A 24,425-nucleotide genomic window follows, 5' to 3' on the forward strand; every position below is an offset into this window, starting at 1 on the left:
ATGAAATATTTGGACTTCTTATTATTAATAGTCTATTAATTGCTGTAATTTTTCTTTCAATTTTTTCTTCGGAAGATATCCTTCTTCAAGTGCAGCGGCAAACGGAATTGGAGTTTCCCCACTGCCAAGTCGCATTACTGGAGCGTCTAAAAATTCAAAACATGCTTCTGAAATAATTGCTGAAATTTCTGAGGCTAAACTTCCAAAAAGCGAGTCTTCAGTAAGTACAAGTGCTTTTCCGGTCTTTTTAACCGAATTAATTATGGTCTCTTTATCTAAAGGTTGCAGGCTACGAAGATCTATTAATTCAATGTTTTCTAACTCTGCTCCCTCTAAGGTATCTAAAGCCCAGTGAACGGCTGCACCATAGGTTATAATTGTAAGTTTTTCCCCTTCTTTTAATATTGAAGCTTTTCCAAATGGTAAGGTGTAATAATCTAAAGGAACTTCCTGCCGAATACTGCGGTATAAGGCCTTGTGTTCAAAGAATAACACGGGATTTGGATCGTTAAAAGCTGTATTCAGCAAGCCTTTTGCATCATATGGAAAAGCTGGGTAAACAACTTTTAAGCCCGGAATTTTAGTAAACCAGGCCTCGTTGGTCTGACTATGGAAAGGTCCTGCACCTACACCGGCTCCACAAGGCATTCTTATAACCACATCGGCGTTTTGATTCCATCGGTAATTGCTTTTAGCCAGGTAATTTACAATAGGATTAAAACCGGAACTCACAAAATCTCCAAACTGCATTTCTACCATAGCCTTCATTCCATTTATAGAAAGTCCCATTGCAGTTCCAACAATAGCCGACTCGCAAATAGGTGTGTTTCGCACTCTTTCTTTGCCAAATTCTTCCAGTAATCCTTCAGTAATTTTAAAAACCCCACCGTATTCTGCAATATCCTGTCCCATTAACACCAGGGACTTATGTCTTTGCATAGATTGTTTTACCGCTTGAGAAATAGCGTCAATAAATCTTATAGTTTCAGTTTCTGAATTTGTTTTAATCTCTTGATATATAAACTCCTGGTAAACATCATTTAATTCATTAATTTCAATGTATTCTGAAACCGGTTCTTCATTAGCTGCTTTTAAATTTTCATCAATTTCAGCTTTAATTTCGTTTTTAAAGTGCACATCCTGCTCTTCAGAAAGTATATTTTCTTCTATGAGAAAACGTTTAAAATTCTCTACGGGATCTTTTTGTTGCCAGAAATTCATTAAATCTTCTGGAACGTATTTTGTTCCACTGGCTTCCTCGTGGCCGCGCATTCTAAAAGTTTTGAACTCCAGTAAAACCGGTCGGGGATTTTGTCTAATACTTTCAGCAACCTCAGAAACTTTAGAGTATACTTCAATTATATTATTTCCGTCTATAATATGAGATTCCATTCCGTAGCCCTGGGCCCGGTCGGCAAGATCTTTACATCTATATTGTTCATTTGTTGGAGTTGAAAGTCCGTAGCCATTGTTTTCTATGCAAAACAAAACCGGTAAATCCCAGACTGATGCAATATTTAGCGCTTCGTGAAAATCGCCTTCACTGGTGCCTCCCTCTCCAGTAAAAACCGCGGTAAGCTTATTTTCATTTTTCAATTTATGCGCTAAAGCAATCCCATCGGCCACGCCAAGCTGTGGGCCTAAATGAGAAATCATTCCAACAATTTTATACTCCTGGGTACCAAAATGAAAACTGCGGTCACGACCTTTTGTGAAACCGTTTTGTTTTCCCTGCCACTGGGAGAAAAGTCGGTTTAAAGGGACGTTTCTAGAAGTAAATACTCCTAAATTACGGTGCATTGGTAAAATATACTCATCGGCGTTAAGCGCTTTCGTAACTCCAATGGAAATAGCTTCCTGGCCTATCCCACTAAACCATTTAGAAATTTTGCCCTGTCTTAGCAAGATGAGCATTTTTTCTTCTATTAAACGTGGCTTTAATAAAGATGCATATAAGTCTAATAACTGGGTTGAGGAGAGATTTTTCTTCTCAAATTTTATAGCAGGCGGCTGGGAAGAATTTGGTTGCATAGTGTGTATTTGTTTACCAAATGTAACCAAAATTATAAATGCTAAGAAATTTAAAAAGCCTCGTTAGCTCCCGTATTTTTCTTTAACTTTGTGTGTTAAATTCTCAAAAAACTAAGCATATTATGGCAATGAATAATATTCCAAGCGTAGATCTTGCCGATTTTCTATCTGATTATCCAAACAGAAAACAAAAATTTGTTGAAGAGATTGGCAAAGCTTACGAAGAGATTGGTTTTGTAGCTTTAAAAAATCATTTTCTTGATAATGAGCTGGAAGAAAACCTATATAAAGAAGTAAAAAGTTTTTTTGCGCTTCCTTTAGAAATAAAGAAAAAATATGAAATTGAAGGTCTTGCAGGTCAGCGGGGCTATATTTCCTTCGGAAAAGAACACGCAAAAGGTAAAAAAGAAGGTGATCTTAAAGAGTTCTGGCATTTTGGGCAGGAACCGGCTGAAGATGCAAATCTTACTGAAGAATACCCCGAAAATGTACAGGTTTCTGAACTTAAGGATTTTAATAAGGTAGGCATGGAAGCTTACCGAATGCTGGAAAAAACCGGTATTTATGTATTACGGGCATTAGCTTTATACATTGGTTTGGAAGAACATTATTTTGATCACTGGGCCAGCAACGGAAATAGTATTTTAAGACCAATCCACTACCCTCCTATTACCGAGGAACCTAAAGGTGCGGTTAGAGCCGGCGCTCATGGAGACATAAACCTTATCACTTTACTTATGGGAGCCTCTACAGGAGGTTTACAGGTATTGCGAAAAGATGGCGAGTGGATTGATGCGGTACCCCAGGAAGATGAGTTGGTAATCAATGTGGGAGATATGTTAGAGAGACATACCAATAATAAATTACGCTCTACAATTCATCGCGTAATTAACCCGCCAAAGGAGCAATGGGATAAACCAAGATATTCAATTCCTTTCTTTATGCACCCCAGAAGTGAGATGCGCTTAGATTGCCTGGAAGAATGTATAGATGAAGAGAACCCAAAACAATATGAAGATATTACTGCCGGCGAATTTTTACACCAGCGCCTGGTAGAAATTGGACTCCTAAAAAAGTAAGTTATGGCGAAGAAAAAACTCGGACTAGAAGATTTAGGCGGTTTTGTTTTTTCTACAAATGATGATTTTGAAGGAAACGAGCACGAAGAAACCGAAGAAACCTTAGCACCAGCAGATCAGCAACTGGAAGCGCATTTTAGCAGTAAAGGTCGCGGTGGAAAAACCGTTACTATTATTAAAGGCTTTGAAGGAACTAATGACGATTTAGTAATTCTTGGAAAGAAGCTAAAGAAAAAATGTGGAGTTGGCGGTTCGGCTAAAGATGGTGAGATTATTATCCAGGGTGACGACAGGGAAAAAATTATGGAACTGCTTAGAATAGATGGTTATAATGTAAAACGGGTTGGCGGTTAATTTCCACCAACCTTTAAATTCTCCCAATGGAAAAAAAGGCCCTGCATATTGTTAATGGTGATAGCTTAACCGAACAGGTTGAAGAACTGGATCTACCCGGGCAAATTATTGTTTGGCGGGAATTGCTTTGCGAAGGGCCGTGTGTTAAAGAAGTCGGTTCTTTAAAATTCATTAGGAAAAGAGAGGAATTTTTAAAAGAAGCCTACAATATTTCTTCTGAAGAATATAAAAAACGTTTTGTATCCCAGCTTAAAAAACTAAAAAAAGCTAAAGATTACGACCACGTGGTACTCTGGTTTGAATTCGATCTTTTTTGCCATATAAATATGCTGGCGGCCATAAGTTTTTACAGGGAACACCAGCCAAAAGTTCCTTTTTACCTGGTATGTAGTAAACGCCAAAAAGGAGAGGATGAATTTCTACCGCTTTCCAGGCTTCCGCAAAAACATTTATTAAATCATTTTAATAAAAAAATTCAGTTAGAAGAAGAAGACCTGGAGATTGCTAATTTGGTTTGGGAGTTGTATTGCAGCAACGACCCCATGAAACTCAAAAAACAAATAAAAAAGACTTCAAATTTTGAATATCTTTCCAGTTGCATTAGGGCGCATATAGAACGTTTTCCCAATAGTAAAACCGGTATTAATTCGCTGGAGAGAAATGTACTTAAACTGGTAGAAAATCAGCAAATAACTTCATTTAACCAATTGTTGGGTTACGCCCTGCAGTACCAGGGATATTATGGTTATAGCGATTCTCAAATGGAAAGGGTACTCAGTAAACTATCTATTTTCTATGCGCTGGAAGATAATCGCGTGGTGTTAACCTCAAAAGGTCAGGATGTCTTAAACCAGAAGAATAATTTTTACCAGGAACTTAAGAACGAAGAATATTTGGGAGGTGCAAGAGTTTTTGATTTTCTCTATGATGCCGACTCCCATAAAGTTTTAAAATTATAATATGCCAATAGAAGCTTCAGAATTTATACAAAACAGTGATGGTAGCGTTTACCATTTAAATTTATTACCAAAACATCTTGCTAAGACTGTGATTTTAGTGGGCGATCCTAACCGGGTTGAGAGAATTACCAGGCATTTTGATAGAGTTGAATTCAAATTAAAAAAACGGGAATTTTATACTCAAACAGGTTATTATAAAGGAAAACGCATCAGTGTGATTTCTACTGGCATTGGACCCGATAATATTGATATTGTACTTAACGAACTTGATGCACTTGTAAATATAGATTTTGAAACCAGGGAGCTTAAAAAAGAAATTACGAGTTTAGATATTATAAGAATTGGAACTTCGGGCTCTATTCAAAAGGAAGTTCCGGTAGATTCCTTTTTAATTAGCGAAAGCGCTATTGGCTTTGACGGACTTTTACACTTCTATGAAAGCGAGCATATTCAAAATTCAGAATTTGCTGATGCTTTTAGTCAACATTTAGACTGGTTTAAAAAGAAAGCTGCACCTTATGTTGTAGACGGGAGTGAAAAGCTTATTTCCCGTATGGCTTATTCCAGGTTGCATAAAGGGGTGACCGCTACAAATATTGGATTTTACGGTCCGCAGGGTAGAATTTTACGTTTAGCACTCCAGGATGATAAAATGAACGATAAACTAGCTTCGTTTTCATTCAATAATAAGAAAATCACAAATCTTGAAATGGAAACTTCAGCGATTTACGGCTTATCTAAATTACTTGGACATAATGCGATTTCAATGAATGCAATAATTGCTAACCGGGCTGCGGGAACATTTTCTAAAGATCCTAAAAATACCGTAGATGAGCTTATTCAATACAGTTTAGAGCAATTGGCAAAGTAATCTTATTATAAAATTATAGGAGTCTTAAAATCTTTCTGCCTGCGCATTTAACAGAAAATTAAAAGCAAACCTCTGCCCTTATTTGTATTTTTGGTCAAACCACTAATCAATAATGCAGGAACCACAAGAAATTCCATTAAGGCATCGTGACCTTAACTGGCTGAGCTTTAATGCTAGAGTCTTACAGGAGGCAGAAGATAAACTCAATCCGCTTTACGAGCGGATTCGTTTTTTAGCTATTTTCTCTTCTAATTTAGATGAATACTTTAGGGTAAGGGTTGCGCAGCTTCGCCAAATGAAGCGTGTGGAGAAAAGCATTCGTAAAAAACTCGCCTTAAAACCTACTAAAACTACCAAGGAAATCCTGGAGGAAGTAAAACGGCAGCAGCACAAATTTGGCGAGATTTACCAAAAACAAATTTTACCTGAGCTTGCTAAAAACGATATTCTTCTTATAGATGCCGAGCATTTTAATACAGCCCAAAATGAATTTGCATCTAATTATTTTCAGCAAAAGGTAAAATCGCATATTAAGCCCGAGGTTATTGATCTTGAGGAAGAAAATGAACTTTTTCTTCAAAACGCCGAATTATATTTTGTGGTGAGTTTTACCGATAAAGAAAAACTTGGGATCGTAAATATTCCTGTGGATGCCTGCGGAAGATTTGTTAATCTTGAAGGCGACGGCGAAGATAATTCCATAACTTATTTAGACGAAATTATTAGAAGTCAGGTAAGTTCTATTTTTAAAGATCATAAGGTTGAAGGTGTTTATGAAATTAAACTTTCCCGCGATGCCGAGCTTTATATTGAAGATATTTATGAAGGTGTTTTAGCTGAAAAAATTTACGACTCCCTCGCTCAAAGAACCGATGGGCAGCCAACACGACTATTATATGATGCAGAAATGCCAAATTTTCTTCATAAAAAAATTAGAAAACTGCTGAAGCTGGGAAAAATTGATATGATGCCTGGGGGGAAATATCATAATTTTAATGATTTCTTTTCTTTCCCCGATCCTACAAACAATCCAGATCTTCATTATAAAAAACTTCCTGCAATAGAGCATAAAGTACTCTCGGGATCAAAAAATTATTTTGAAACAATTTCAGAGAAAGACCAGGCAGTACATTTCCCTTATATGTCTTTTGCTTATGTAGAGAATTTCCTGGAACAGGCCGTAAAAGATAAAGATGTAACCGCTATTAAGATTTCTTTATACCGCGTTGCAGATGAATCAAGATTAACAAGTTTACTTTTAAAGGCTCTGGAAAACGGAAAACAGGTTACGGTATTTGTAGAAGCCAAAGCCAGGTTTGATGAAGAAAATAATATAATTTGGGGCCGAAAATTTGAGGAAAAAGGCGCCAATGTAATTTATTCTTACCCCAAGATCAAAGTGCATTCTAAAATAATGCTGGTACAGCGTATGGAAGGCGATGATTTAGTCAACTATTCCTATATTGGCACGGGGAATTTTAATAGTGAAACTTCAGAAATATATTGCGATCACGCTATTTTTACTTCAAATACACAAATTGCTAAAGAATTATCGCGTTTGTTTAAAGTTCTTGAAGGAGAATTAATTATTCCGCGGGAAAAAAACTTATTGATCTCTCCATTTTCTACACGACAGGAATTTATTAAACTTATCTACAACGAAATTGATAACGCCCGGGAAGGAAAAAAGGCAAAAATCACCGCTAAAATGAACAGCCTTGAAGATCCCGAAATAATCGAGTTACTTTATAAAGCCAGTAATGCCGGTGTAGAAATAAGACTGCTGGTTCGCGGTTTTACCTGCCTAACTCCCGGAATTAAAGGTTTAAGTGAAAATATTTATATTACCAGTATTGTAGATAGATATTTAGAACACGGGCGTATTTATATTTTTGAAAACGGTGGAGATGAAAAGATCTATTACGGTAGTGCCGACTGGATGACGCGTAACCTTTCCCGCCGAATAGAAGTGCTCTCCCCTATTCTGGATAAAGATGTAGCACAGGAATTCAAAGAAATCCTTGAAATTCAGCTAAACGATAATGTAAAAGCGAGAATTCAGGATGCTGATGAGAAAAATGAGTATGTTAAGAGAACAAACGGTGAGCAGCCCGTGAGATCTCAATACGAAATCTATAATTATTTAAAAGAAAAACATAGCAAATGAAAACTATAAAAGTAGGTGGAGTCCCCGAGCATTTTAACCTTCCGTGGCATTTATGTATAGAAGAAAAATTATTTGAAACGCGTGGCATTAATGTTATTTGGAAAGATTTTCCAGGTGGAACCGGTGCTATGAACAAAGCCTTACGATCTGGAGAAATTGATGTCGCAGTAATTTTAACTGAAGGAATTTTAAAAGATATAATTTCGGGAAATGAAAGTAAGATTATTCAAACTTACATAGGTTCTCCTTTGGTTTGGGGAATTCACGTAGCGGCTGGTTCTAAGTATAAATCGGTTGAAGAACTTAAACACACAAAAGCGGCAATTAGCAGAAAAGGTAGCGGTTCACATCTTATGGCCTATGTTAATGCACAAAACCACGAATGGAATCCTGAAGAATTACAGTTTGAAATAGTAAAAGACCTGGATGGAGCTGTAGAAGCGCTAAAAGAAGATAAAGCCCAGTATTTTATGTGGGAGCATTTTACTACCAAACCTCTGGTAGATAACCATACCTTTAGAAGACTTGCCGATTGCCCTACGCCCTGGCCGTGCTTTGTGATTGCAGCCAGAAATGAGAGTTTAAAAAATGAACCGGAACGCCTTAAGACGATGTTAGAAATTTTAAACAGGGAGACTCAACGCTTTAAAAAACTACCAAAAATCGCCGAAAAATTAGCCGAAAGATACGATCAGCGCCTTGAAGATATTGAAAAATGGCTTGATATTACACATTGGAGTGCAGAGCAAATTGCTGAAGCTGAGGTAGAAAAAGTGCAGGAGAAATTATTGGAACTAAACTTAATTTCAAAAAAACAGCGTTCATCCGAATTTATTCATAATTTGTAGCCTAATTAATCATCAATCATAACTCATCAATTTTACTTTAATGAAAAAACTATTACTACTATTTTTAGTACTTATTTCATCAGTTACTTTCGCGCAAGACTCGCAAAATACCCAAACTACCGAACCCGATAAAAGGGATATTACTCAAAATGAATTAAGTATTGGTGCGCTTAACCTCGTTGCCTTTGGCGCTTTAGATCTCACATACGAACGCATTATCGACAAGAATTCCAGTTGGGCAATTGAAGGCTTTATAAAAGCTTTAGATCGCGACAACGAGAATATAGACGATGCATTTTATAAAGATTTTTCGCTAACCGGGAAATACAAATATTTCTTTGGCGACCGTTACGCTCGTGGTTTCTACGTTCACGGTTTCGGAATGCTTTCCAGTGGAGAATATGACGATAATTATGTAGTGGGACCAGACGGCTATGGTTATTACGAATATGAAAATTACACAGATTTTGCGCTTGGCTTTGGCGTTGGCGGCAAATTCGTTTCTACGGGAGGATTCTTTCTAGACCTAGGTGCAGGAATTGGTAGAAATCTACTTAGCGAAAACTCTCCAACTATCGTGGGCCAGTTTAACGTAAATCTTGGATTTAGATTTTAAGCTTACCAGTCTATTGGCTGTTTCCCGTTTTCTTTTAGATAAGCATTTGCTTTGCTGAAATGCTTATTACCAAACCAGTAACCACGATTTGCGCTTAAAGGAGATGGATGCCCACTGGGTAATATAAGATGTTTAGAGGAGTCAATTATGGCTCCTTTCTTTTTTGCATAACCGCCCCAGAGTAAGAAAACTACATTTTCTTTTTCCTTAGAAATTATTTCTATAATCCTATCGGTAAATTGTTCCCAGCCTTTCTTTTGGTGAGAACCTGCCTGGTGCGCTCTAACCGTTAATGTGGCATTCAGCAATAAGACACCCTGATCTGCCCAGCGTTCTAAATTTCCGGAATCTGGTACCGGTTTACCCAAATCATCTTTAATCTCCCTAAAAATATTTTGAAGCGATGGCGGAGATTGAATTCCATCGTTAACAGAAAAACAGAGCCCATTAGCCTGTCCCGGCCCGTGGTAAGGATCCTGACCTAAAATAACCACCTTGGTATTGGGAAAAGTGGCGTGTTCAAAAGCCGAGAAAATATCTTTCCCTTTTGGAAAACAAGTATGTTCGGTATATTCGGTTTTTACAAATTCTGTCAGGCTTCTAAAATAACCTTTTTCAAATTCTTCTGCCAGTTCTTTTTTCCAGCTGGGGTGTATATCTACCTTCATTTTAATTAAGTAAATTTGCAGAACCTCAAAAGTAGGGAAATTTATTTATGATTAAAATTGCACCAAAAAGCCTTATAGACCTCGAATTTACTGTTGTTTGCCAGCAAATTTCAGATTTATGCATTACAGGACCGGGAAAAGAAAAAGCTTTAAAACTTCAGCCATATAAAACTGGAAAAAAGACACTCTTCGGACTTCATCAAACAAATGAGTATGTAAGTTCAAAAACCCGGGAAAGCCGCATTCCAAATCACGGCTTTGATGCTATTAAAAATGAATTGCGTACTCTGGAAATTGAAGATTCTATCCTGGAAATTGGAAGTTTCAGAAAAATCGCAAGCCTTTCAGAAACTGTAAATACACACATCAAATTTTTTAGAAAATTCGAGGAGTATTACCCGAGTTTGTTTGAAACAACTTCTGAAGTAGAATATACTACTGAAATTGTAGATAGCATTGGCGGGGTGATCAACAAATTTGGCGAGTTAAAAGATGATGCCACGCCGCATTTACAACAAATTAGACGATCAATTAACCAGGTAAAAGGTCAAATTAACTCCAGTTTCGCAAAAGCGCTTACCACTTATCATTCTTATGGTTATTTAGATGAAATTAGAGAAAGTGTGGTTGAAAACGTCAGGGTTTTAGCCGTTACGGCAATGCATCGCCGAAAGGTTAAAGGCGGAATTTTAGGAAATTCGAAAACCGGAAGTATTGTTTATATTCAGCCGGAAGCGACTTACCAGTATACTCGTGAGCTTAATAATCTTGAGTATGAAGAAAAAGAGGAAATTAAACGTATTTTAAAGGAGCTGACCAATAGAATAAGGCCGTTTAAACCACTTTTAATAGATTATCAGAATTTGCTTTGTGAAATAGATGTTATTGCGGCAAAAGCGAAATATGCCGAAATGACCAATGGGTTGCTGCCAAAAATCACAAAAGAGCGCGAACTTCAGCTTAAAGATGCTTACCACCCACTACTCTATTTAAGCAATAAGAAAAAAGGCGATAAAACCTATCCGCAAAGTATTGAACTAGCAAAAGACAACAGAATTATTGTAATCTCCGGGCCTAATGCCGGCGGAAAAAGTATTACCTTAAAGACCGTAGGATTATTACAGTTAATGCTACAAAGTGGAATTTTAGTACCTGTTCATGAGTATAGCAGGATGTGCTTGTTTGAAAAAATTCTAACCGATATTGGTGATAATCAATCTATAGAAAATCACTTGAGTACCTATAGCTACCGCCTCAAGAATATGAATTATTTTCTGCGGAAATGTGACGATAAAACCCTCTTCCTTATCGATGAATTTGGAACCGGAAGTGATCCAGAACTCGGTGGTGCTTTAGCTGAAACTTTTCTCGAAGTTTTTTACGAAAAAGAATCTTTTGGTATTTTAACCACGCATTATGCGAATTTAAAAAAGCTGGCCAACGAAATGCCTAATATGAGCAATGCCAATATGCTTTTTGATTCTAAAAGCCTGGAACCAATTTATAAGCTTCAGGTTGGGGAAGCCGGTAGCTCATTTACTTTTGAAGTTGCCCAAAAAAATGGTATTCCTTATAGTTTGATAAATAGATCCCGAAAAAAAGTTGAAAAAGGAAAAATTAGGTTTGACAGGAGTATTGCAAAACTTCAGCAAGAACGCTCTAAACTTGAAAAAACTACCAATTCTCTAAAAACTAAGGAACAAAAGGCAGCTCTTGAAAAAGATAAACTGGAGGAAACCAATACCAGGATCCAGCAAAAGCTGGAAAGCTACCAGGAGTTGTACGACAGCAACCAGCGCCTCATTTATATGGGACAAAAGGTAAATGAGCTGAGTGAAAAATATTTTCAGAATAAAAAGAAAAAGGAGCTTATTGGCGAATTCCTCAAGTTTGTAGAAATTGAAAATTCCAAGCGTAAAAAAGAGTCGGCTAAACAGCGAAAAATTCAGAAAGAAAAGGAGAAAAAAGTTCAGCAGGAAGTTAAAAAGAAGGTTGAAGTAATTAGAAAAAAGAAGAAAGAAGAAAAGGATAAAACTACCGAGAAAGAACGCCAGGAAGCGAATAAGCCTAAGATTCCGCCTAAAATTGGAGACAGGGTGAGATTAGAAGACAGTCGCTCGGTAGGAACTTTAGATAAAATTGAAAAAGGAAAAGCAACAGTAAACTACGGAATGTTCACCACACAGGTTGATGTGGAAAAACTGGAACTGGTGCAGGCAATGAAAAAGAAATAATATGGAAATTCCAAAAGATAAAAAAATTGTTCTTTTTGATGGCGTTTGCAACCTCTGTAATAGCGCTGTTACTTTTATAATTGAACACGATAAAAAAGATGTATTTCGATTTGCCTCTTTACAAAGCGAAATGGGTCGAAAACTGGTTGAAGAACGCGGTATGGATCCAGAAGAATTGGATTCTATTGTTTTAATTGATCCAGGAGTTGCTTATTATCGAAAATCTACCGCTGCACTGGAAATTTCCAGAGAACTTTCCGGCGGTTATTCTTTGCTGAAAAACTTCCTATTTATTCCCGAAAGTCTGCGGGATGGCATTTATAATTTTGTGGCTAACAACCGTTATAAATGGTACGGTAAAAAAGAAAGTTGTATGATCCCTACACCAGAATTAAAATCTAAATTCCTGGACTAAGCTTTCTCTTTTTTCTCCAGTTCGGTTTCATCAACATCACTGTCAGGGTGGTAATCATCATTCCATTCTTTTACATTGGGTGGCCCCATCTTGTCTACAGATTTTGCAACCATTAGTGAAACTGCGGCGTCACCGGTAACATTTACCATAGTTCTACACATATCTAAAGGTCTGTCTACCGCAAAAATAAGGGCTAAACCGGCTTCTGGAATACCGGCCTGGGCCAGTACAATAACGAGCATCACCATTCCCGCACCTGGCACAGCAGCAGAGCCAATAGAGGCTAAAGTAGCAGTGGCGATAATTCCCAGTTGGGTACCAATACTAAGGTCCATTCCAAAGGCCTGGGCAATAAAAACTGCAGCGACGGCCTGGTAAAGGCTGGTCCCATCCATATTAATAGTGGCTCCAATTGGCAGTACAAAACTGGAAACCTCCCGGCTCACGCCCATATGTTCCTCTACCCTCTCCATAGTAACGGGTAAAGTAGCAGCGCTGGAACTTGTTGAAAATGCCAGTAATTGTGCCGGAGCAATTCCGTTTACAAAAAAAGAAGGTTTATTTTTAGTTACACCCCAAACCAAAAGAATATAAAATCCTATCATTAAGGCAAGACCAATTAAAACGGTTACTCCGTACATGGCAAGTGCTGCAAAAAGATCGGTGCTGGGAGATTCTACCACCAGGGCGGCAAGAAGTGCAAATACACCATATGGCGCCGTAAGCATAATTAAATCGATCATTTTTAGGATCACTTCATTGAATCCGTCAAAGAAATCTTTTACCGGTTTTGCCGTTTTTTCGGGAATAAGAATGAGTCCAATTCCAAAGAAAATGGCGAAGAAAATTACCTGAAGCATATTGGCATTATCTCCTGCAGCTGCAAAAATATTTTCTGGAACTATATCTTCTAAAGCCTGTAAAGGCCCAGATTCCCTTTGTTTATCCGCATTGGCTTTAATCCCAGATGCGTCTCCCTCATAACTTGCAATAAGATCTTGCTGGGTTTCTGCGGTAATTGCGTTCCCAGGTTTTATAAGGTTAACCATTCCTAGCCCTATGCTTACCGCTACAATAGTGGTGAAAATATAGATCCCTATGGTGCGCGCTCCCATTTTTGAAAGCTTCGAAATATCTTTAAGGTCGGAAATTCCTTTTACCAAAGATGCCAAAATAAGCGGCACTGCAATAAGTTTCAAGGCATTGATAAAAATGTTCCCAAAAGGTTTTATCCAATCTGCAATAAATTCTGATCCCCAGCTAAAATTTGTAAGAATTAAGGCAAAAATAACCCCGGCAGCCATTCCAAGTAAAATCTGCCAGTGCAGTGCAAGTTTTTTCATGCTAAGTAAATTTCAGGATTTAAATCAATTAAATTTTTGAACTTTTATTCTGAAGTAAATAATCGGCGATTACCAGGGCGGCCATTGCCTCAACTATTGGGACAGCACGAGGTACTACACAAGGATCGTGTCTTCCCTTTCCCTGCATTTCAACATTTTCGCCCTGTTTATTTATGGTTTCCTGTTTTTGCATAATTGTAGCCACAGGTTTAAAAGCTACATTAAAATAAATATCCATTCCGTTAGAAATACCACCCTGTATGCCACCGCTTAAATTGGTTTTAGTGGAGCCGTCTTCATTAAAAAGGTCATTATGTTCGCTACCTTTCATTTTAGTTCCTTCAAACCCACTACCGTATTCAAAACCTTTTACGGCATTTATAGAAAGCATAGCTTTTCCCAATTCGGCGTGAAGTTTATCAAAAACCGGTTCTCCAAGGCCTTTTGGCATATTTCTAATTACACATTGCACGGTTCCACCCACGGTATCCCCTTCTTTTCTAATTTGCTTGATGTAATCTTCCATTTTTTCTGCGGAAGCTGGATCTGGACAACGTACAGCGTTAGTTTCAATTAAACTAAAGTCAAGTTCTTTGATATTTTTATCCAGTTCAATTTTTCCAACCGAAGCTGTATAGGCATTAAACTGAATATCCTTTAAAAACTGCTTTGCGACCGCACCGGCTACTACCCTACAGGCAGTTTCACGGGCAGAAGATCTTCCGCCGCCGCGATAATCGCGCACGCCATATTTTTCATCGTACGTATAATCGGCGTGGCTGGGACGATACGTGTCTTTTATATGTGAATAATCTTTAGATTTCTGGTTGGCATTTTTAATTACAAACCCAATAGGAGTTCCAGTAGTTTCTCCTTCAAAAGTTCCCGAATAAAATTCTACGGTATCAGGTTCCTTTCGTTGAGTAACAATCGCCGATTGACCGGGTTTTCTACGGTTGAGTTCAGTTTGAATTTTTTCAAGATCCAACTTTATTCCGGCCGGGCAACCGTCTATAATTCCTCCAATGGCCTGCCCGTGGGATTCTCCAAAAGTGGTTAGTTTAAAAAGTTTTCCGAAGGAATTTCCTGCCATTTTATTGATTTTGAACAAATGTAATTTTTTCAGTCAATATTTGAAAATGTAAGTTGATTTAATATTCCGTTAACAAATGGAAATGAATTTAATGATTTGATAAATATTCAATAAGGCAGATTAATGGTTTAAATTTTGTCAATTTCTGTTATTTGTAATGAAAAGAATTTCAAGCATTTGACAAGTAAGAGAAAGCCGGAAATAGTTGTTATTTCAGATATTCATTTAGGCACATTTGGCGCTCACGCTAAAGAACTTCTTGAATATTTGGAGAGTATTCAGCCCAAAAAACTGGTGTTAAATGGAGATATTATTGATATTTGGCAGTTTAGAAAAAGTTATTTCCCAAAATCTCATCTTGAAGTTATTAAAAAGATCATTGATCTTAGTACCACTGGAACCGAGGTAATTTATATTACCGGAAACCACGATGAATTCCTTAGAAAATTTAGCGATACTCAACTTGGTGATTTAACAATTACCAATAAATTAGTGCTAGAGCTGGATGGCAAAAAAGCCTGGTTCTTTCACGGAGATGTATTTGATGTTGGAATTCACAAAGCGAAGTGGATCGCTAAATTGGGCGGTTGGGGTTACGATGTGCTGATTCTCATTAATCGTCTACTCAACCAAATACTTGTTAAAATGAGAAGAAACAAATATTCGCTTTCTAAAAAGATAAAAAACAGTGTAAAAAATGCCGGGAAATTTATCTCGGCATTTGAAAAAACCGTTTCAGATCTTGCCATAGAAAATGGCTATAAATATGTGATTTGCGGCCATATTCACCAGCCCAAAATCGTAAGAAAAACCAATAAAAAAGGTACGTGTTTATATTTAAATTCTGGAGATTGGGTAGAAAACCTGAGCGCACTGGAGTATGAAGATAAAAAGTGGAACATCACTTATTACCATCAACTTCAAAAACAACCTGAAAAAGGCCTGCTCGCAGCAATAACCGTAATAAAATAAAGATTAGTCTGGCAATTCTTCAGCATAAAAACCTTTTTCAGCAATTAGATTAATAATAGCCTCCCTACAAATTTCATTATTAAAAGATTCAATTCTCAGGATATTATCACAATCTTCTAAATCAAAATTCGCTATATAATTGCTGAAATTTAAGTGAATAGAATCCACAAATTCTTCTGCCAGGGCTGTATCTGTAATATTGGTTTTAAATACTCTAACCATTTTTGTTCATTTTTTGGTTAAGGATTTTTTTAACAAATTTATTTTAAGTTTCCAGTTAGTAGCAGTCTCCTTAATAAGTTACAGAACCTAAGGTTAATTTATAGTTAACAAATTAAGTAGTTCTATTCTGGAAAATCCTCTGAAGATTTTATCTCTTCAATCTGTAACGTATGCCTACCGGTATGGCCGGCGATAAATAGCATAGATTGATAGGCATCTACTGCGCCAAAAGGGGAATCACTAATATGATTTCTGAAAGTTTCTACCGGCGTTTTCTCTATAAAATCCAGGATTATTTGCCGCTGTTCATTAAAAGCTGCCATAGCTGTTTCAGGATTGTTGTACTGCCCATCGCCCGTTAGTTCATCGGTGGCCTGGGCTTTTTTACTTCTGTCTTTTATTCCTTTAATTAAATCTTCGTCTTTAAATTTCACTTCTCCTTTTAGTTCCGGATTTTCGGCTTTTTTTAGCTCGCTTTTAGCCATTTCAAACAGCATTTTTTCAGTTAAAATAATGTGTTCTATACATTGACTAATTGACCATTCATTTTCAGAAGGTTTAAAATGCATTTGCTCTTCTGAAAGTCCGGAGATTTCGTCTTGCAGGTTCACTGTAGTTTCTTCAAAATAATTTAAAAGAAACTCATTGTTGTTTGTATTTTGCTGTGCTGTAATTGGCAAAGCTGCTATTAAAAACAAGATGCCTAAAATTGAATTTTTCATAATTGAATTTTATATTGATTGTTTTTGATGGTATAAATTTTATTTTTCTATTGGATAATTCAGATTCCATTTGATTCCGAATTTATCTGTAAAACTCGCAAAAAGATCACCCCAGAACATTTCTTCCAGCGGCATTTCTATATCTCCGCCAGCCGTAAGTTCTTTGAAAAGTCGGCGGGTTTCTTCTTCACTTTCGGGAGTTACCGAAATATAATTATTGCTACCAAAAACAGCTTTCTGCCCAAATGCTTCAATACAATCAGATCCCATTAAAACGCTGTCACCAAATGGTAAAGAAACATGCAGAATTTGATTTTCGTATTCCTTCGGAATTTTATCTGCACCTTCTTCTCCCGGAGGCATATCCGTAAAACGCATCAACTGTGAGAAATCACTTTTAAACACCGATTTATAGAAGTTAAAAGCTTCTTCGGTATTGCCGTTAAAATTCAAATAAGGATTTAGTGTTGCCATTGTTTTGTAGTTTAAATGATTGTAGTTTATTTTTATAATAATTCAAATGAGACCCTGAAACAAGTTCAGGGTGACAAAGATTTCTAAGCCTGGTAATTTCATTTTAAATTTTCCGCATACTTTTTAAAATTATTCAAAATGGCCTGCCAGCCTTCTTGCTGCATTTGGCGACTGTTTTGGTTTTCGGCTTCAAAGCTTTCCTCTATAAGAGTATTGTTATCTTTTTCATTAAAATTTACACTGACTTTCCTCCCATCAGAAAGTTTAAAGCTAAGAGATTTGTTAGGTTTTACTTCGCTATAAATACCTTCAAAATCAAAGCCAGTACTACCGTCTTTTGCTTCCATACGGTAAGATATTTTGCCGCCTTTTTTTAAATTATTTTTAGCTGAAGTTGTATGCCAGTCATCTGAAGCCGCATTCCAGTTTTCAATATGTTCCGGTGTGTTCCATACCTCCCAAACCTTTTCAACAGGAGCATTAACTATAGCAGAAATTGTTATCGGGTTTTTCATCTGGCTATCGTTTTCAGCTATTTCTTTTAATTTCTCCAATGCTTTGGGCCAGGTTTTTAAAAAATAATCCTTGTATTCAGCTTTTAAATCCATAGTTACGGTGAGAATGGTCTTTCCGTTTTTATCTTCTAACCGGTAATTTTCCATCAGCCCGGCCCAGGATTTTACTTTTTCACTTTCATAATCTTCGTTGCCGTTTTTATCAACCATCCCAATATGCTTAAAATTCATAATTTCGGGATCTTTACGTTTATAGATTAATGCCACCATACCTTCTCCATCGGCATTTAAGAAATATACTTTACTGCCTTCCTCCCAGTCAGATTTTGCCCGGGAGCCTTCGCTAAACGGCGCGGTCCACTTTGAGTAGGTTTCATCGCTCCATAATGCCTCCCAAACCTTTTCTCTAGAAGCATTAATTGTGCTTGTAAATTCTTTTCGTTCCATAATTTTATTTTTTATTATTAAGCTAATAGTTCCGTTGAATTATAGAATTAGTTTTTTAAGCTTTTAAATCATTAAAAGTCTTCCATTTAAAATACATTGAACTTATGACCGTCTGGATCAGAAAACACAAAACCGTAATATCCTTCCCCAAATTCATGAGGTTTGGAAACAATGGTGCCCCCTGCATTTTTAACTTCTATTTCCCACGGGTTTACTTCCTCAGTGCTTGAAGCTGCCAGGGTGAATAAAATTTCATTTCCCTTCTTTAAATTAGCTAATTCACCATTTAATGCGGTCTTAAGTTTACTTTTTATAAAAAAGTGAATCACAAAATTATTATCTCCCACCATGAAACTCGTAAGCTCTTTTGAGGGGCGGGAATTATTGGATTTAAAACCTAATTTGGTATAAAAACTTGTTGTTCGCTCTAAATCTTTTACAGCTAAATTTGCCCATATTTGCTTTGTCTTCATAAGCTTTAGATTTAAGTTTTGACTCGATAATGGAGATTTAAATACTTTGAGGTAGTTTACTAGCCTTCAAAATCCTTCTTTAATTGCTGAATATTGAATTTCTTCATTTGCATAAAGGAAGCGACGGCACGTTCTCTTTTTTCATTATCAGGATCCTGCAGCATTTTATTAAGTAATGTGGATGGTACCACCTGCCAGGAAATTCCAAACTTATCTTTTAGCCACCCACATTGCTCTGCTTCGGGTATTGTAGAAAGCATGTTCCAGTAATAATCTATTTCTTCCTGTGTTTGGCAATCAATAATGAATGAAATGGCTTCATTAAATGGAAAATCGTTCTCTATCCCGCTATCCATTGCCATAAAAGTTTGCCCTTCCAGCTGAAACTGGGCGTGTTTAACCGTACCAAAAGCGTAATCGTTTTTATCATCTTTGGTATATTTTAAGATGCCTTCAATCTGGGAATTTTTAAAAACCGAAGTATAGAAATTTATCGCCTCTTCTGCCCTTCCGTGGCTTTTACCGGTAAAAAAGAACGAGGGCACAATTTTTTCTTTTGTGCTTCGAGATTCTTCCAACATTAATTGCCAGTTAACTCCAAACTTATCCTCAACCCATCCATATTTTGGACTCCATTCATAGTTATCTAAGGGCATTAAGACTTTTCCATTTTCCTTCAATTTAGACCAAAAATCTTCAATTTCTTTTTCTGTATTACAAAGCACGAAAAATGAGACTGAAGGATTTAATTGAAAATAATCTCCGCCATTTAAGCCTACGAATTCATAATTTTCAATAGAGAAATTCACAGTCATTACACTACCTGGTTTTTGCCTATGAATTTCCTGACCTGCTTTCCCATAGCGGGAAATATTTTTAATTTCAACGTTTTTAAAAACTGTTTTATAGAACTCCACCACTTTCTCTACCGAATTTTTTTCGTTATCGAACCACAGATGGGATATAATTTTTTGTGTTTTCATTTTTCTAATCATTTGAATTTATAGGTCATTTTAAAACAGTTCAGAGACTATTTCTTTAAAACTATTCTTCCTTCAGCGGAATTACATACGAAGTCATTTTCTTCACTTTCGCATTTTTAAATCCGTTGAATTCATAGAGGTCACAAAACCCATATGCCTTTTCTTTACCGTTTTTCTTCAACCTGAAAGTACCATTTGAGGCAGCAGATTTTCCGTGGGTAATGATTTTATCAACCTTCATTTCCAGCATTTCAATATCTTCCATTGTAGCCATTTCTTTTTCAATTTCTGCTTTACCGCGGCTGGTGTTTCCTCCAATCATTTCCCATACAATATCTTCAGCCATACAATTTAGAATATATGGAACATCTCCTTTCGCAAATGCATCGTTAAGCTCCCGGATAAACTTTTCTTTTTCTGTCATAATTTCGTTTTTAGTAAAACCTGTGAGGTTATGTTTTAATTCATTCCTTCAAAATCGAGATAATATTTCCAGCTGGGTCTTTAAACCAGGCTATATCTGGACCTTTTCCATCACTTCTACATATTCCTTTTTCATCGGTGGCGATTTCTCCTTCATATTGTTCAAACTGAACTCCTTTTCTAACCAGGTGGTTTACAGCTTCATCAATATTTTCTACCGGTATATTTAATACGGTAAAAACAGCCGGTTGGTGATCTGGTTTTGGATAGATAATAATGTTATTATTATCAGGAATATCTAATTCAATATGTCCCATAGCATTACTCTTCACTGAAAACTCCAGGATATTGCTATAAAACTTTTCTGCTTTCTCTATATCGTTTACCGAAAAGCCGCTAAATACTGCTGAATACTTAAACATTTCACATTAATTTATTGGTTATCATAAAATTACAGGGTTTTTAGTAAAAACAGCTGGGGGAAATACGCCAAATTTTAGGGGAGTTTGCGTCAAAAAAGTTTTAGAGTTATTAAATTAGTTCCTTGATTTTCAGAATAAATCAATAATAAATTCGTTTTAGATACAAGAGTAAGACAGATGAAAAAACATATTTCCATACTAATTCCCAGGGGCCATACCAGTTTGGTAAATATTGTTGGTTCTCACCAAATTTTTAATCAGGTGAACGGCTTTTTAGAACAGCGCGCTAAGAAACCGCTCTTTGAAGTGGAACTTGTAGGCGTTTCTAATCCTACTGAGCAAACCAACGGACTTTTTTCAGTTAAACCCGAAAAAATGATTGGGGAGATCACTAAAACCGATCTTATAATTATTCCCGCCATTCACGATGAACCGGCAGTTGCTTTAGAAAAAAATAAAGATTTTATACCCTGGTTAAAGAAACGCTATGATGAAGGAACCGAAATTGCCAGTTTATGCGTGGCAGCATTCTTCCTGGCAGAAACGGGGCTTTTAAACGGAAAACAATGTTCCACCCATTGGATTCACGCTGATAATTTTAAATCTCGTTACCCTGAAGCCAATTTGGTAGCCGATAAAATTTTGACTGAAGATTCGGGTATTTATACCAGTGGCGGGGCTTATTCTTATTTAAATTTACTTCTGTATTTAGTTGAAAAATATGCGGGTCGTGAAATGGCTATTCTCACTTCTAAAGCTTTTATGATAGATATGGATAAAGCGGAGCAATCCGCATTTAGAATATTTGAAGGTCAAAAAAGTCATGAAGATCAAACCGTAAAAAAGGTTCAGGAATATATTGAAGCTCATTTTCCGGAAAAAATTACTGTAGATAATCTGGCTAATAAATTCGCTCTTAGCCGTCGCAGCCTGGAACGCCGATTTAAGAAGGCAACAGATAATACTATAAGCCAGTACACACAACGCGTAAAAGTTGAAGCCGCCAAGCGTAGCCTGGAAACTTCCCGTGAAAATGTGGGAGAAGTAATGTTTGAAGTCGGTTATTCTGATGAAAAAGCATTCCGGAACACTTTCAAAAAAATAACCGGGATTTCCCCGGTTCAGTACCGAAATAAATACAATCGCGCAAGGGCGAGCACTTAATTAAACCAAAGCTTCCCTTAAAATACTCACAGGATGCAGTGCGTTACGTTTTGTTCCATCAAAAATCTGGTGGCGACAACTTGTACCATTTGCTGAAATCACTGTCTCCTTAGACGCTTTTCTAACTGCGGGGAACAAAGTTTGTTCACCAATATTCATACTCACTTCGTAATGTTCTTTTTCGTAACCAAAAGAGCCAGCCATGCCACAGCAACCTGATGGAATTATACTCACTTTAAAGTTCTTCGGAAGATTGAGGATATCAAAAGTCACCACCGTATTAGAAAGTGCTTTCTGATGGCAATGCCCGTGAATTTTAATATTTTTTTCTTCTGAAGTAAATTGTTCCGGGTTTATATTACCAAGTGCGATTTCCTTTTTCAGGAATTCTTCTATGATGAATGAGTTTTTTGCCAGTTTTTCAGCTTCTGGTTTATTATCGGCTAAACGCAAATATTCATCTCTAAAAGTCAAAATAGCCGATGGCTCCAAACCTATTAAAGGGGTTTTTTCAGAAACGATATCTTTAAATATACTAATGTTTTTATTGGCGAACTCTTTAGCTTCTTCCAGGAAACCTTTGGAAATATGGCTACGGCCACTTTCTTCGTGTTTTACAAATTCTACCCGATAGTTGAGTTTATGTAATAATTCCAGCGCATCAATTCCTATTTCTGAATCGAGAAAATTGGTGAATTCATCATTAAAGAAATATACTGTTTTGATAGGATTTTCAAGTTGAAAACGCATCTTATTTTTCTTATAATAATTAGCCAGAGTTCGCTTTGCTAAAATTGGTAAATTCCTTTCCGGTGCTACGCCCATCATCTTTTTGGCAATGCTGGAAGTGAAAGAATTTTTAAAGAAAAAATTGGAGATTCCGTGAGCTTTAGAAGCCAGGCCGTTCATTCTGCCATTGTTCGCAAATGCCTTACTTCTTAAGCTTTTCCCGTTTTCTTTTTGATATTGGTACTGGAATTCGGCTTTTAAAGCAGCTACATCAACACTGGAAGGGCATTCGCTTTTACAACCTTTACAACTAATACAAAGATCAAAGGCCTCCTTTATTTCTTCGTGGTTAAATCGGTTACTTTTATCTGAATTTGTTAAAAACTCCCGTAAAGTATTTGCCCGGGCGCGAGTAGTATCTTTTTCGTCTTTTGTGGCCCGATAACTTGGGCACATTGTGCCACCGGCTTCAGCCGATTTTCTACAATCTCCACTCCCGTTACATTTTTCCGCAAGTTTTAGAATTCCTTCAGACTCTGAAAAATCCATTAAAGTGGAAATCTCAGGCTCTTTTCTGTCTACTTCATAACGAAGGGAAGTATCCATTGGAGCGGTATCGGTAATCTTACCGGGATTAAAAATATTATCGGGATCAAAAGTGAATTTAATATCCCTGATAATTTGGTAGTTTTTAGGGCCAATCATCATTTCAATAAATTCAGCCCTTACCCTACCGTCACCGTGCTCACCACTTAAAGAACCATTGTATTTTTTTACGAGTTTAGCAACATCGGTTGTTATACTTCTAAAGAGTTTTACATCTTCAGATTTCTTTAAATCCAGGATTGGACGTAAATGAATCTCACCGGCACCGGCGTGCGCGTAATACACCGCATCCTGGCCGTAATTTTTCATTATTTCGGCAAATTCAGCAATATAATCGGCTAAATATGGAATCGCTACCGCAGTATCTTCTATACAGGCTACGGCTTTTTTATCGCCGATAATATTTCCTAAAAGTCCGAGTCCAGCCTTTCTCAGCTCCATTGCCAGCTCTATTTGATCGCCCATTAAAACCGGAAAAGCATAACTTAAATTTGATGCTTTTAAGGTTTCTAATACCTGCTGGCTTTGTTCCTGGACTTCTTCAGCGGTATTTGCCCTTATTTCCAGCATTAAAATCGCCTTGGGATCGCCTTCAATAAAGAAGCGATTTTCTTTATATTTTAGGTTTTGTTTGGTGCAATCCAGGATGGTTTTATCCATCATTTCACAGGTATACAGCGAATGCTTCATCACCGGTACCACGGCTTGCATGCAACTTTCTATACTATCAAAATGAGCGGCGATCATAGCGGCTTCCGGAGGTTGTAAATCGTCCAGTTTCAGCGTTATTTCTGTAGTAAAAGCCAAAGTACCTTCACTTCCGCAAAGTAATTTACACAGGTTTAATGGCTCGGTAGAACCTTCCGAAAAAACTTCAGCATAGAGCAATTCATCTATTGCGTAACCGGTATTTCTTCGGTGTAAACTTTTAGGTGGATATTTCTCAATTAGCTCTTTTTTGTTTTCTTCAGAAGATAAGTGCTTATGGATATTTCGATAAATCTCACCTTCCAGGTTTTCCAGCTTTAATTTTTCCTGAAATTCTTCTGCAGAAATATCTTTAAATTCGGCTTCACTCCCATCGCTAAGAATGGTTTTTAAAGAAACCAGTTTCTCCCGGGTTGTACCGTATTTAATAGAAGTGGTTCCGCTGGAATTATTTCCAACCATTCCACCAACCATACACCTATTGGAAGTTGAAGTATTGGGGCCGAAAAATAAACCAAATTCATTTAAAACCCGGTTAAGGTCGTCACGAATTACACCGGGCTGCAAGGTTACGGTTTTTGCTTCCGGATCTATTTTTAAGATTTTTGTAAAATGCTTTGATACATCTACCACGATGCCATCTCCCACACACTGGCCGGCGAGAGAGGTTCCTGCCGTTCTTGGGATTAAAGAAGTTTTATTTGTTTTTGCAAATTTTATAAGTTTCTTTAAGTCATTTTTACTTTTTGGATAACAGACTGCCAAAGGCATTTCGCGATAAACGGAAGCATCTGTAGCAAAGATTGATCGCCATAATTTATCGTCATATAACTGGCCGTCAATTTGCTGGGATAGTTGGTTAAGTTTTTCTTTCATAATTATGGGTT

Annotated in this window: 24 protein-coding genes; 11 read left to right on the forward strand and 13 right to left on the reverse strand. The window is 36.9% G+C overall.

The window, feature by feature from the left end:
* Positions 1-24: 24 nt before the first annotated feature.
* Positions 25-2,031: an alpha-ketoacid dehydrogenase subunit alpha/beta gene (locus AO058_RS12330; RefSeq protein WP_075326853.1), complete on the reverse strand. Its 2,007-nt coding sequence runs from the start codon at positions 2,029-2,031 to the stop codon at positions 25-27.
* Between the two features lie 128 nt (positions 2,032-2,159).
* Here AO058_RS12330 and AO058_RS12335 point away from each other — a divergent pair, with 128 nt between their 5' ends.
* The 7 genes from AO058_RS12335 to AO058_RS12365 all read left to right on the forward strand — a co-directional run bounded on the left by AO058_RS12335 (position 2,160) and on the right by AO058_RS12365 (position 8,925).
* Positions 2,160-3,110 carry an isopenicillin N synthase family dioxygenase gene (locus AO058_RS12335; RefSeq protein WP_075327964.1) on the forward strand — a complete coding sequence of 317 codons (951 nt, stop codon included), beginning with the start codon at positions 2,160-2,162 and terminating at the stop codon, positions 3,108-3,110.
* A 3-nt stretch (positions 3,111-3,113) separates the two neighbouring features.
* Positions 3,114-3,464: a translation initiation factor gene (locus AO058_RS12340; RefSeq protein WP_075326854.1), complete on the forward strand. Its 351-nt coding sequence runs from the start codon at positions 3,114-3,116 to the stop codon at positions 3,462-3,464.
* A gap of 26 nt (positions 3,465-3,490) precedes the next feature.
* A complete protein-coding gene (locus AO058_RS12345; RefSeq protein WP_075326855.1) occupies positions 3,491-4,423 on the forward strand; it encodes a DUF1835 domain-containing protein in 933 nt (310 codons plus the stop codon).
* A gap of 1 nt (position 4,424) precedes the next feature.
* Complete coding sequence (locus tag AO058_RS12350) at positions 4,425-5,294, forward strand: nucleoside phosphorylase (RefSeq protein WP_075326856.1); 870 nt, start codon at positions 4,425-4,427, stop codon at positions 5,292-5,294.
* A gap of 112 nt (positions 5,295-5,406) precedes the next feature.
* Positions 5,407-7,461, forward strand: a complete 2,055-nt coding sequence (gene ppk1, locus AO058_RS12355) for a polyphosphate kinase 1 (protein WP_075326857.1) — start codon at positions 5,407-5,409, stop codon at positions 7,459-7,461.
* Positions 7,458-8,309, forward strand: a complete 852-nt coding sequence (locus tag AO058_RS12360; protein ID WP_075326858.1) for a substrate-binding domain-containing protein — start codon at positions 7,458-7,460, stop codon at positions 8,307-8,309. Before ppk1 ends, AO058_RS12360 begins: the two co-directional genes overlap by 4 nt.
* Before the next feature lie 40 nt (positions 8,310-8,349).
* Complete coding sequence (locus AO058_RS12365; protein ID WP_075326859.1) at positions 8,350-8,925, forward strand: hypothetical protein; 576 nt, start codon at positions 8,350-8,352, stop codon at positions 8,923-8,925.
* Positions 8,926-8,927: 2 nt separating this feature from the next.
* Here AO058_RS12365 and AO058_RS12370 read toward each other — a convergent pair whose 3' ends face one another.
* Positions 8,928-9,593, reverse strand: a complete 666-nt coding sequence (locus AO058_RS12370; RefSeq protein ID WP_075326860.1) for a uracil-DNA glycosylase — start codon at positions 9,591-9,593, stop codon at positions 8,928-8,930.
* A gap of 47 nt (positions 9,594-9,640) precedes the next feature.
* Here AO058_RS12370 and AO058_RS12375 point away from each other — a divergent pair, with 47 nt between their 5' ends.
* Together AO058_RS12375 and AO058_RS12380 are read left to right on the forward strand one after the other, a co-directional pair.
* Positions 9,641-11,827 (forward strand): endonuclease MutS2, encoded by a 2,187-nt coding sequence (locus tag AO058_RS12375; protein WP_075326861.1) that lies wholly within the window; start codon positions 9,641-9,643, stop codon positions 11,825-11,827.
* Between the two features lies 1 nt (position 11,828).
* Complete coding sequence (locus AO058_RS12380) at positions 11,829-12,242, forward strand: thiol-disulfide oxidoreductase DCC family protein (protein ID WP_075326862.1); 414 nt, start codon at positions 11,829-11,831, stop codon at positions 12,240-12,242.
* Here AO058_RS12380 and AO058_RS12385 read toward each other — a convergent pair.
* Entirely contained in the window at positions 12,239-13,585 is a 1,347-nt protein-coding gene (locus AO058_RS12385; RefSeq protein ID WP_075326863.1) for a dicarboxylate/amino acid:cation symporter, read from the reverse strand. The genes AO058_RS12380 and AO058_RS12385 overlap by 4 nt on opposite strands.
* A 28-nt stretch (positions 13,586-13,613) precedes the next feature.
* Complete coding sequence (gene aroC, locus AO058_RS12390; protein WP_075326864.1) at positions 13,614-14,678, reverse strand: chorismate synthase; 1,065 nt, start codon at positions 14,676-14,678, stop codon at positions 13,614-13,616.
* Between the two features lie 177 nt (positions 14,679-14,855).
* Here aroC and AO058_RS12395 point away from each other — a divergent pair, with 177 nt between their 5' ends.
* Positions 14,856-15,650 carry a UDP-2,3-diacylglucosamine diphosphatase gene (locus tag AO058_RS12395; protein WP_075327965.1) on the forward strand — a complete coding sequence of 265 codons (795 nt, stop codon included), beginning with the start codon at positions 14,856-14,858 and terminating at the stop codon, positions 15,648-15,650.
* A gap of 3 nt (positions 15,651-15,653) precedes the next feature.
* Here AO058_RS12395 and AO058_RS12400 read toward each other — a convergent pair whose 3' ends face one another.
* The 8 genes from AO058_RS12400 to AO058_RS12440 all read right to left on the reverse strand — a co-directional run bounded on the left by AO058_RS12400 (position 15,654) and on the right by AO058_RS12440 (position 20,331).
* Positions 15,654-15,872, reverse strand: coding sequence for a hypothetical protein (locus AO058_RS12400; protein WP_075326865.1), 219 nt, complete (start codon positions 15,870-15,872; stop codon positions 15,654-15,656).
* A gap of 122 nt (positions 15,873-15,994) precedes the next feature.
* The gene (locus AO058_RS12405) at positions 15,995-16,594 is read right to left on the reverse strand and encodes a DinB family protein (protein ID WP_075326866.1); all 600 of its coding nucleotides are present in this window, start codon (positions 16,592-16,594) and stop codon (positions 15,995-15,997) included.
* Positions 16,595-16,633: 39 nt separating this feature from the next.
* Entirely contained in the window at positions 16,634-17,068 is a 435-nt protein-coding gene (locus AO058_RS12410) for a VOC family protein (RefSeq protein WP_075326867.1), read from the reverse strand.
* A 98-nt stretch (positions 17,069-17,166) separates the two neighbouring features.
* A complete protein-coding gene (locus AO058_RS18875; RefSeq protein WP_083634177.1) occupies positions 17,167-18,030 on the reverse strand; it encodes an SRPBCC domain-containing protein in 864 nt (287 codons plus the stop codon).
* An 86-nt stretch (positions 18,031-18,116) separates the two neighbouring features.
* Complete coding sequence (locus AO058_RS12425) at positions 18,117-18,503, reverse strand: VOC family protein (protein ID WP_075326868.1); 387 nt, start codon at positions 18,501-18,503, stop codon at positions 18,117-18,119.
* Between the two features lie 59 nt (positions 18,504-18,562).
* On the reverse strand, positions 18,563-19,486 hold the full coding sequence (locus AO058_RS12430; RefSeq protein WP_075327967.1) for a VOC family protein: 924 nt from the start codon (positions 19,484-19,486) through the stop codon (positions 18,563-18,565).
* A 61-nt stretch (positions 19,487-19,547) separates the two neighbouring features.
* Positions 19,548-19,910 carry a nuclear transport factor 2 family protein gene (locus AO058_RS12435; protein WP_075326869.1) on the reverse strand — a complete coding sequence of 121 codons (363 nt, stop codon included), beginning with the start codon at positions 19,908-19,910 and terminating at the stop codon, positions 19,548-19,550.
* A 40-nt stretch (positions 19,911-19,950) separates the two neighbouring features.
* Positions 19,951-20,331 (reverse strand): VOC family protein, encoded by a 381-nt coding sequence (locus AO058_RS12440; protein ID WP_075326870.1) that lies wholly within the window; start codon positions 20,329-20,331, stop codon positions 19,951-19,953.
* 177 nt (positions 20,332-20,508) lie between these two features.
* Between AO058_RS12440 and AO058_RS12445 the strand changes: the two genes are divergently transcribed.
* On the forward strand, positions 20,509-21,495 hold the full coding sequence (locus tag AO058_RS12445) for a GlxA family transcriptional regulator (RefSeq protein WP_075326871.1): 987 nt from the start codon (positions 20,509-20,511) through the stop codon (positions 21,493-21,495).
* On the opposite strand, the gene AO058_RS12450 is transcribed toward AO058_RS12445, so the two are convergent.
* The gene (locus tag AO058_RS12450) at positions 21,496-24,414 is read right to left on the reverse strand and encodes an FAD-binding and (Fe-S)-binding domain-containing protein (protein ID WP_075326872.1); all 2,919 of its coding nucleotides are present in this window, start codon (positions 24,412-24,414) and stop codon (positions 21,496-21,498) included.
* Positions 24,415-24,425 lie beyond the last annotated feature (11 nt).

This window comes from Salegentibacter sp. T436, assembly GCF_001932675.1.
Lineage (GTDB): Bacteria > Bacteroidota > Bacteroidia > Flavobacteriales > Flavobacteriaceae > Salegentibacter > Salegentibacter agarivorans.

Excerpts from the sequence above, each read along its gene's own strand:
- AO058_RS12370 (WP_075326860.1), bottom strand. The coding sequence starts at position 9,593 with ATGAAGGTAGATATACACCCCAGCTGGAAAAAAGAACTGGCAGAAGAA.
- AO058_RS12340 (WP_075326854.1), top strand. The coding sequence starts at position 3,114 with ATGGCGAAGAAAAAACTCGGACTAGAAGATTTAGGCGGTTTTGTTTTT.
- AO058_RS12435 (WP_075326869.1), bottom strand. The coding sequence starts at position 19,910 with ATGACAGAAAAAGAAAAGTTTATCCGGGAGCTTAACGATGCATTTGCG.
- AO058_RS12450 (WP_075326872.1), bottom strand. The coding sequence starts at position 24,414 with ATGAAAGAAAAACTTAACCAACTATCCCAGCAAATTGACGGCCAGTTA.
- AO058_RS12400 (WP_075326865.1), bottom strand. The coding sequence starts at position 15,872 with ATGGTTAGAGTATTTAAAACCAATATTACAGATACAGCCCTGGCAGAA.
- AO058_RS12380 (WP_075326862.1), top strand. The coding sequence starts at position 11,829 with ATGGAAATTCCAAAAGATAAAAAAATTGTTCTTTTTGATGGCGTTTGC.
- AO058_RS12335 (WP_075327964.1), top strand. The coding sequence starts at position 2,160 with ATGAATAATATTCCAAGCGTAGATCTTGCCGATTTTCTATCTGATTAT.
- ppk1 (WP_075326857.1), top strand. The coding sequence starts at position 5,407 with ATGCAGGAACCACAAGAAATTCCATTAAGGCATCGTGACCTTAACTGG.
- AO058_RS12375 (WP_075326861.1), top strand. The coding sequence starts at position 9,641 with ATGATTAAAATTGCACCAAAAAGCCTTATAGACCTCGAATTTACTGTT.
- AO058_RS12425 (WP_075326868.1), bottom strand. The coding sequence starts at position 18,503 with ATGAAGACAAAGCAAATATGGGCAAATTTAGCTGTAAAAGATTTAGAG.
- AO058_RS12410 (WP_075326867.1), bottom strand. The coding sequence starts at position 17,068 with ATGGCAACACTAAATCCTTATTTGAATTTTAACGGCAATACCGAAGAA.
- aroC (WP_075326864.1), bottom strand. The coding sequence starts at position 14,678 with ATGGCAGGAAATTCCTTCGGAAAACTTTTTAAACTAACCACTTTTGGA.
- AO058_RS12445 (WP_075326871.1), top strand. The coding sequence starts at position 20,509 with ATGAAAAAACATATTTCCATACTAATTCCCAGGGGCCATACCAGTTTG.
- AO058_RS12345 (WP_075326855.1), top strand. The coding sequence starts at position 3,491 with ATGGAAAAAAAGGCCCTGCATATTGTTAATGGTGATAGCTTAACCGAA.
- AO058_RS12365 (WP_075326859.1), top strand. The coding sequence starts at position 8,350 with ATGAAAAAACTATTACTACTATTTTTAGTACTTATTTCATCAGTTACT.
- AO058_RS12405 (WP_075326866.1), bottom strand. The coding sequence starts at position 16,594 with ATGAAAAATTCAATTTTAGGCATCTTGTTTTTAATAGCAGCTTTGCCA.
- AO058_RS12440 (WP_075326870.1), bottom strand. The coding sequence starts at position 20,331 with ATGTTTAAGTATTCAGCAGTATTTAGCGGCTTTTCGGTAAACGATATA.
- AO058_RS12385 (WP_075326863.1), bottom strand. The coding sequence starts at position 13,585 with ATGAAAAAACTTGCACTGCACTGGCAGATTTTACTTGGAATGGCTGCC.
- AO058_RS12350 (WP_075326856.1), top strand. The coding sequence starts at position 4,425 with ATGCCAATAGAAGCTTCAGAATTTATACAAAACAGTGATGGTAGCGTT.
- AO058_RS12360 (WP_075326858.1), top strand. The coding sequence starts at position 7,458 with ATGAAAACTATAAAAGTAGGTGGAGTCCCCGAGCATTTTAACCTTCCG.
- AO058_RS12330 (WP_075326853.1), bottom strand. The coding sequence starts at position 2,031 with ATGCAACCAAATTCTTCCCAGCCGCCTGCTATAAAATTTGAGAAGAAA.
- AO058_RS18875 (WP_083634177.1), bottom strand. The coding sequence starts at position 18,030 with ATGGAACGAAAAGAATTTACAAGCACAATTAATGCTTCTAGAGAAAAG.
- AO058_RS12430 (WP_075327967.1), bottom strand. The coding sequence starts at position 19,486 with ATGAAAACACAAAAAATTATATCCCATCTGTGGTTCGATAACGAAAAA.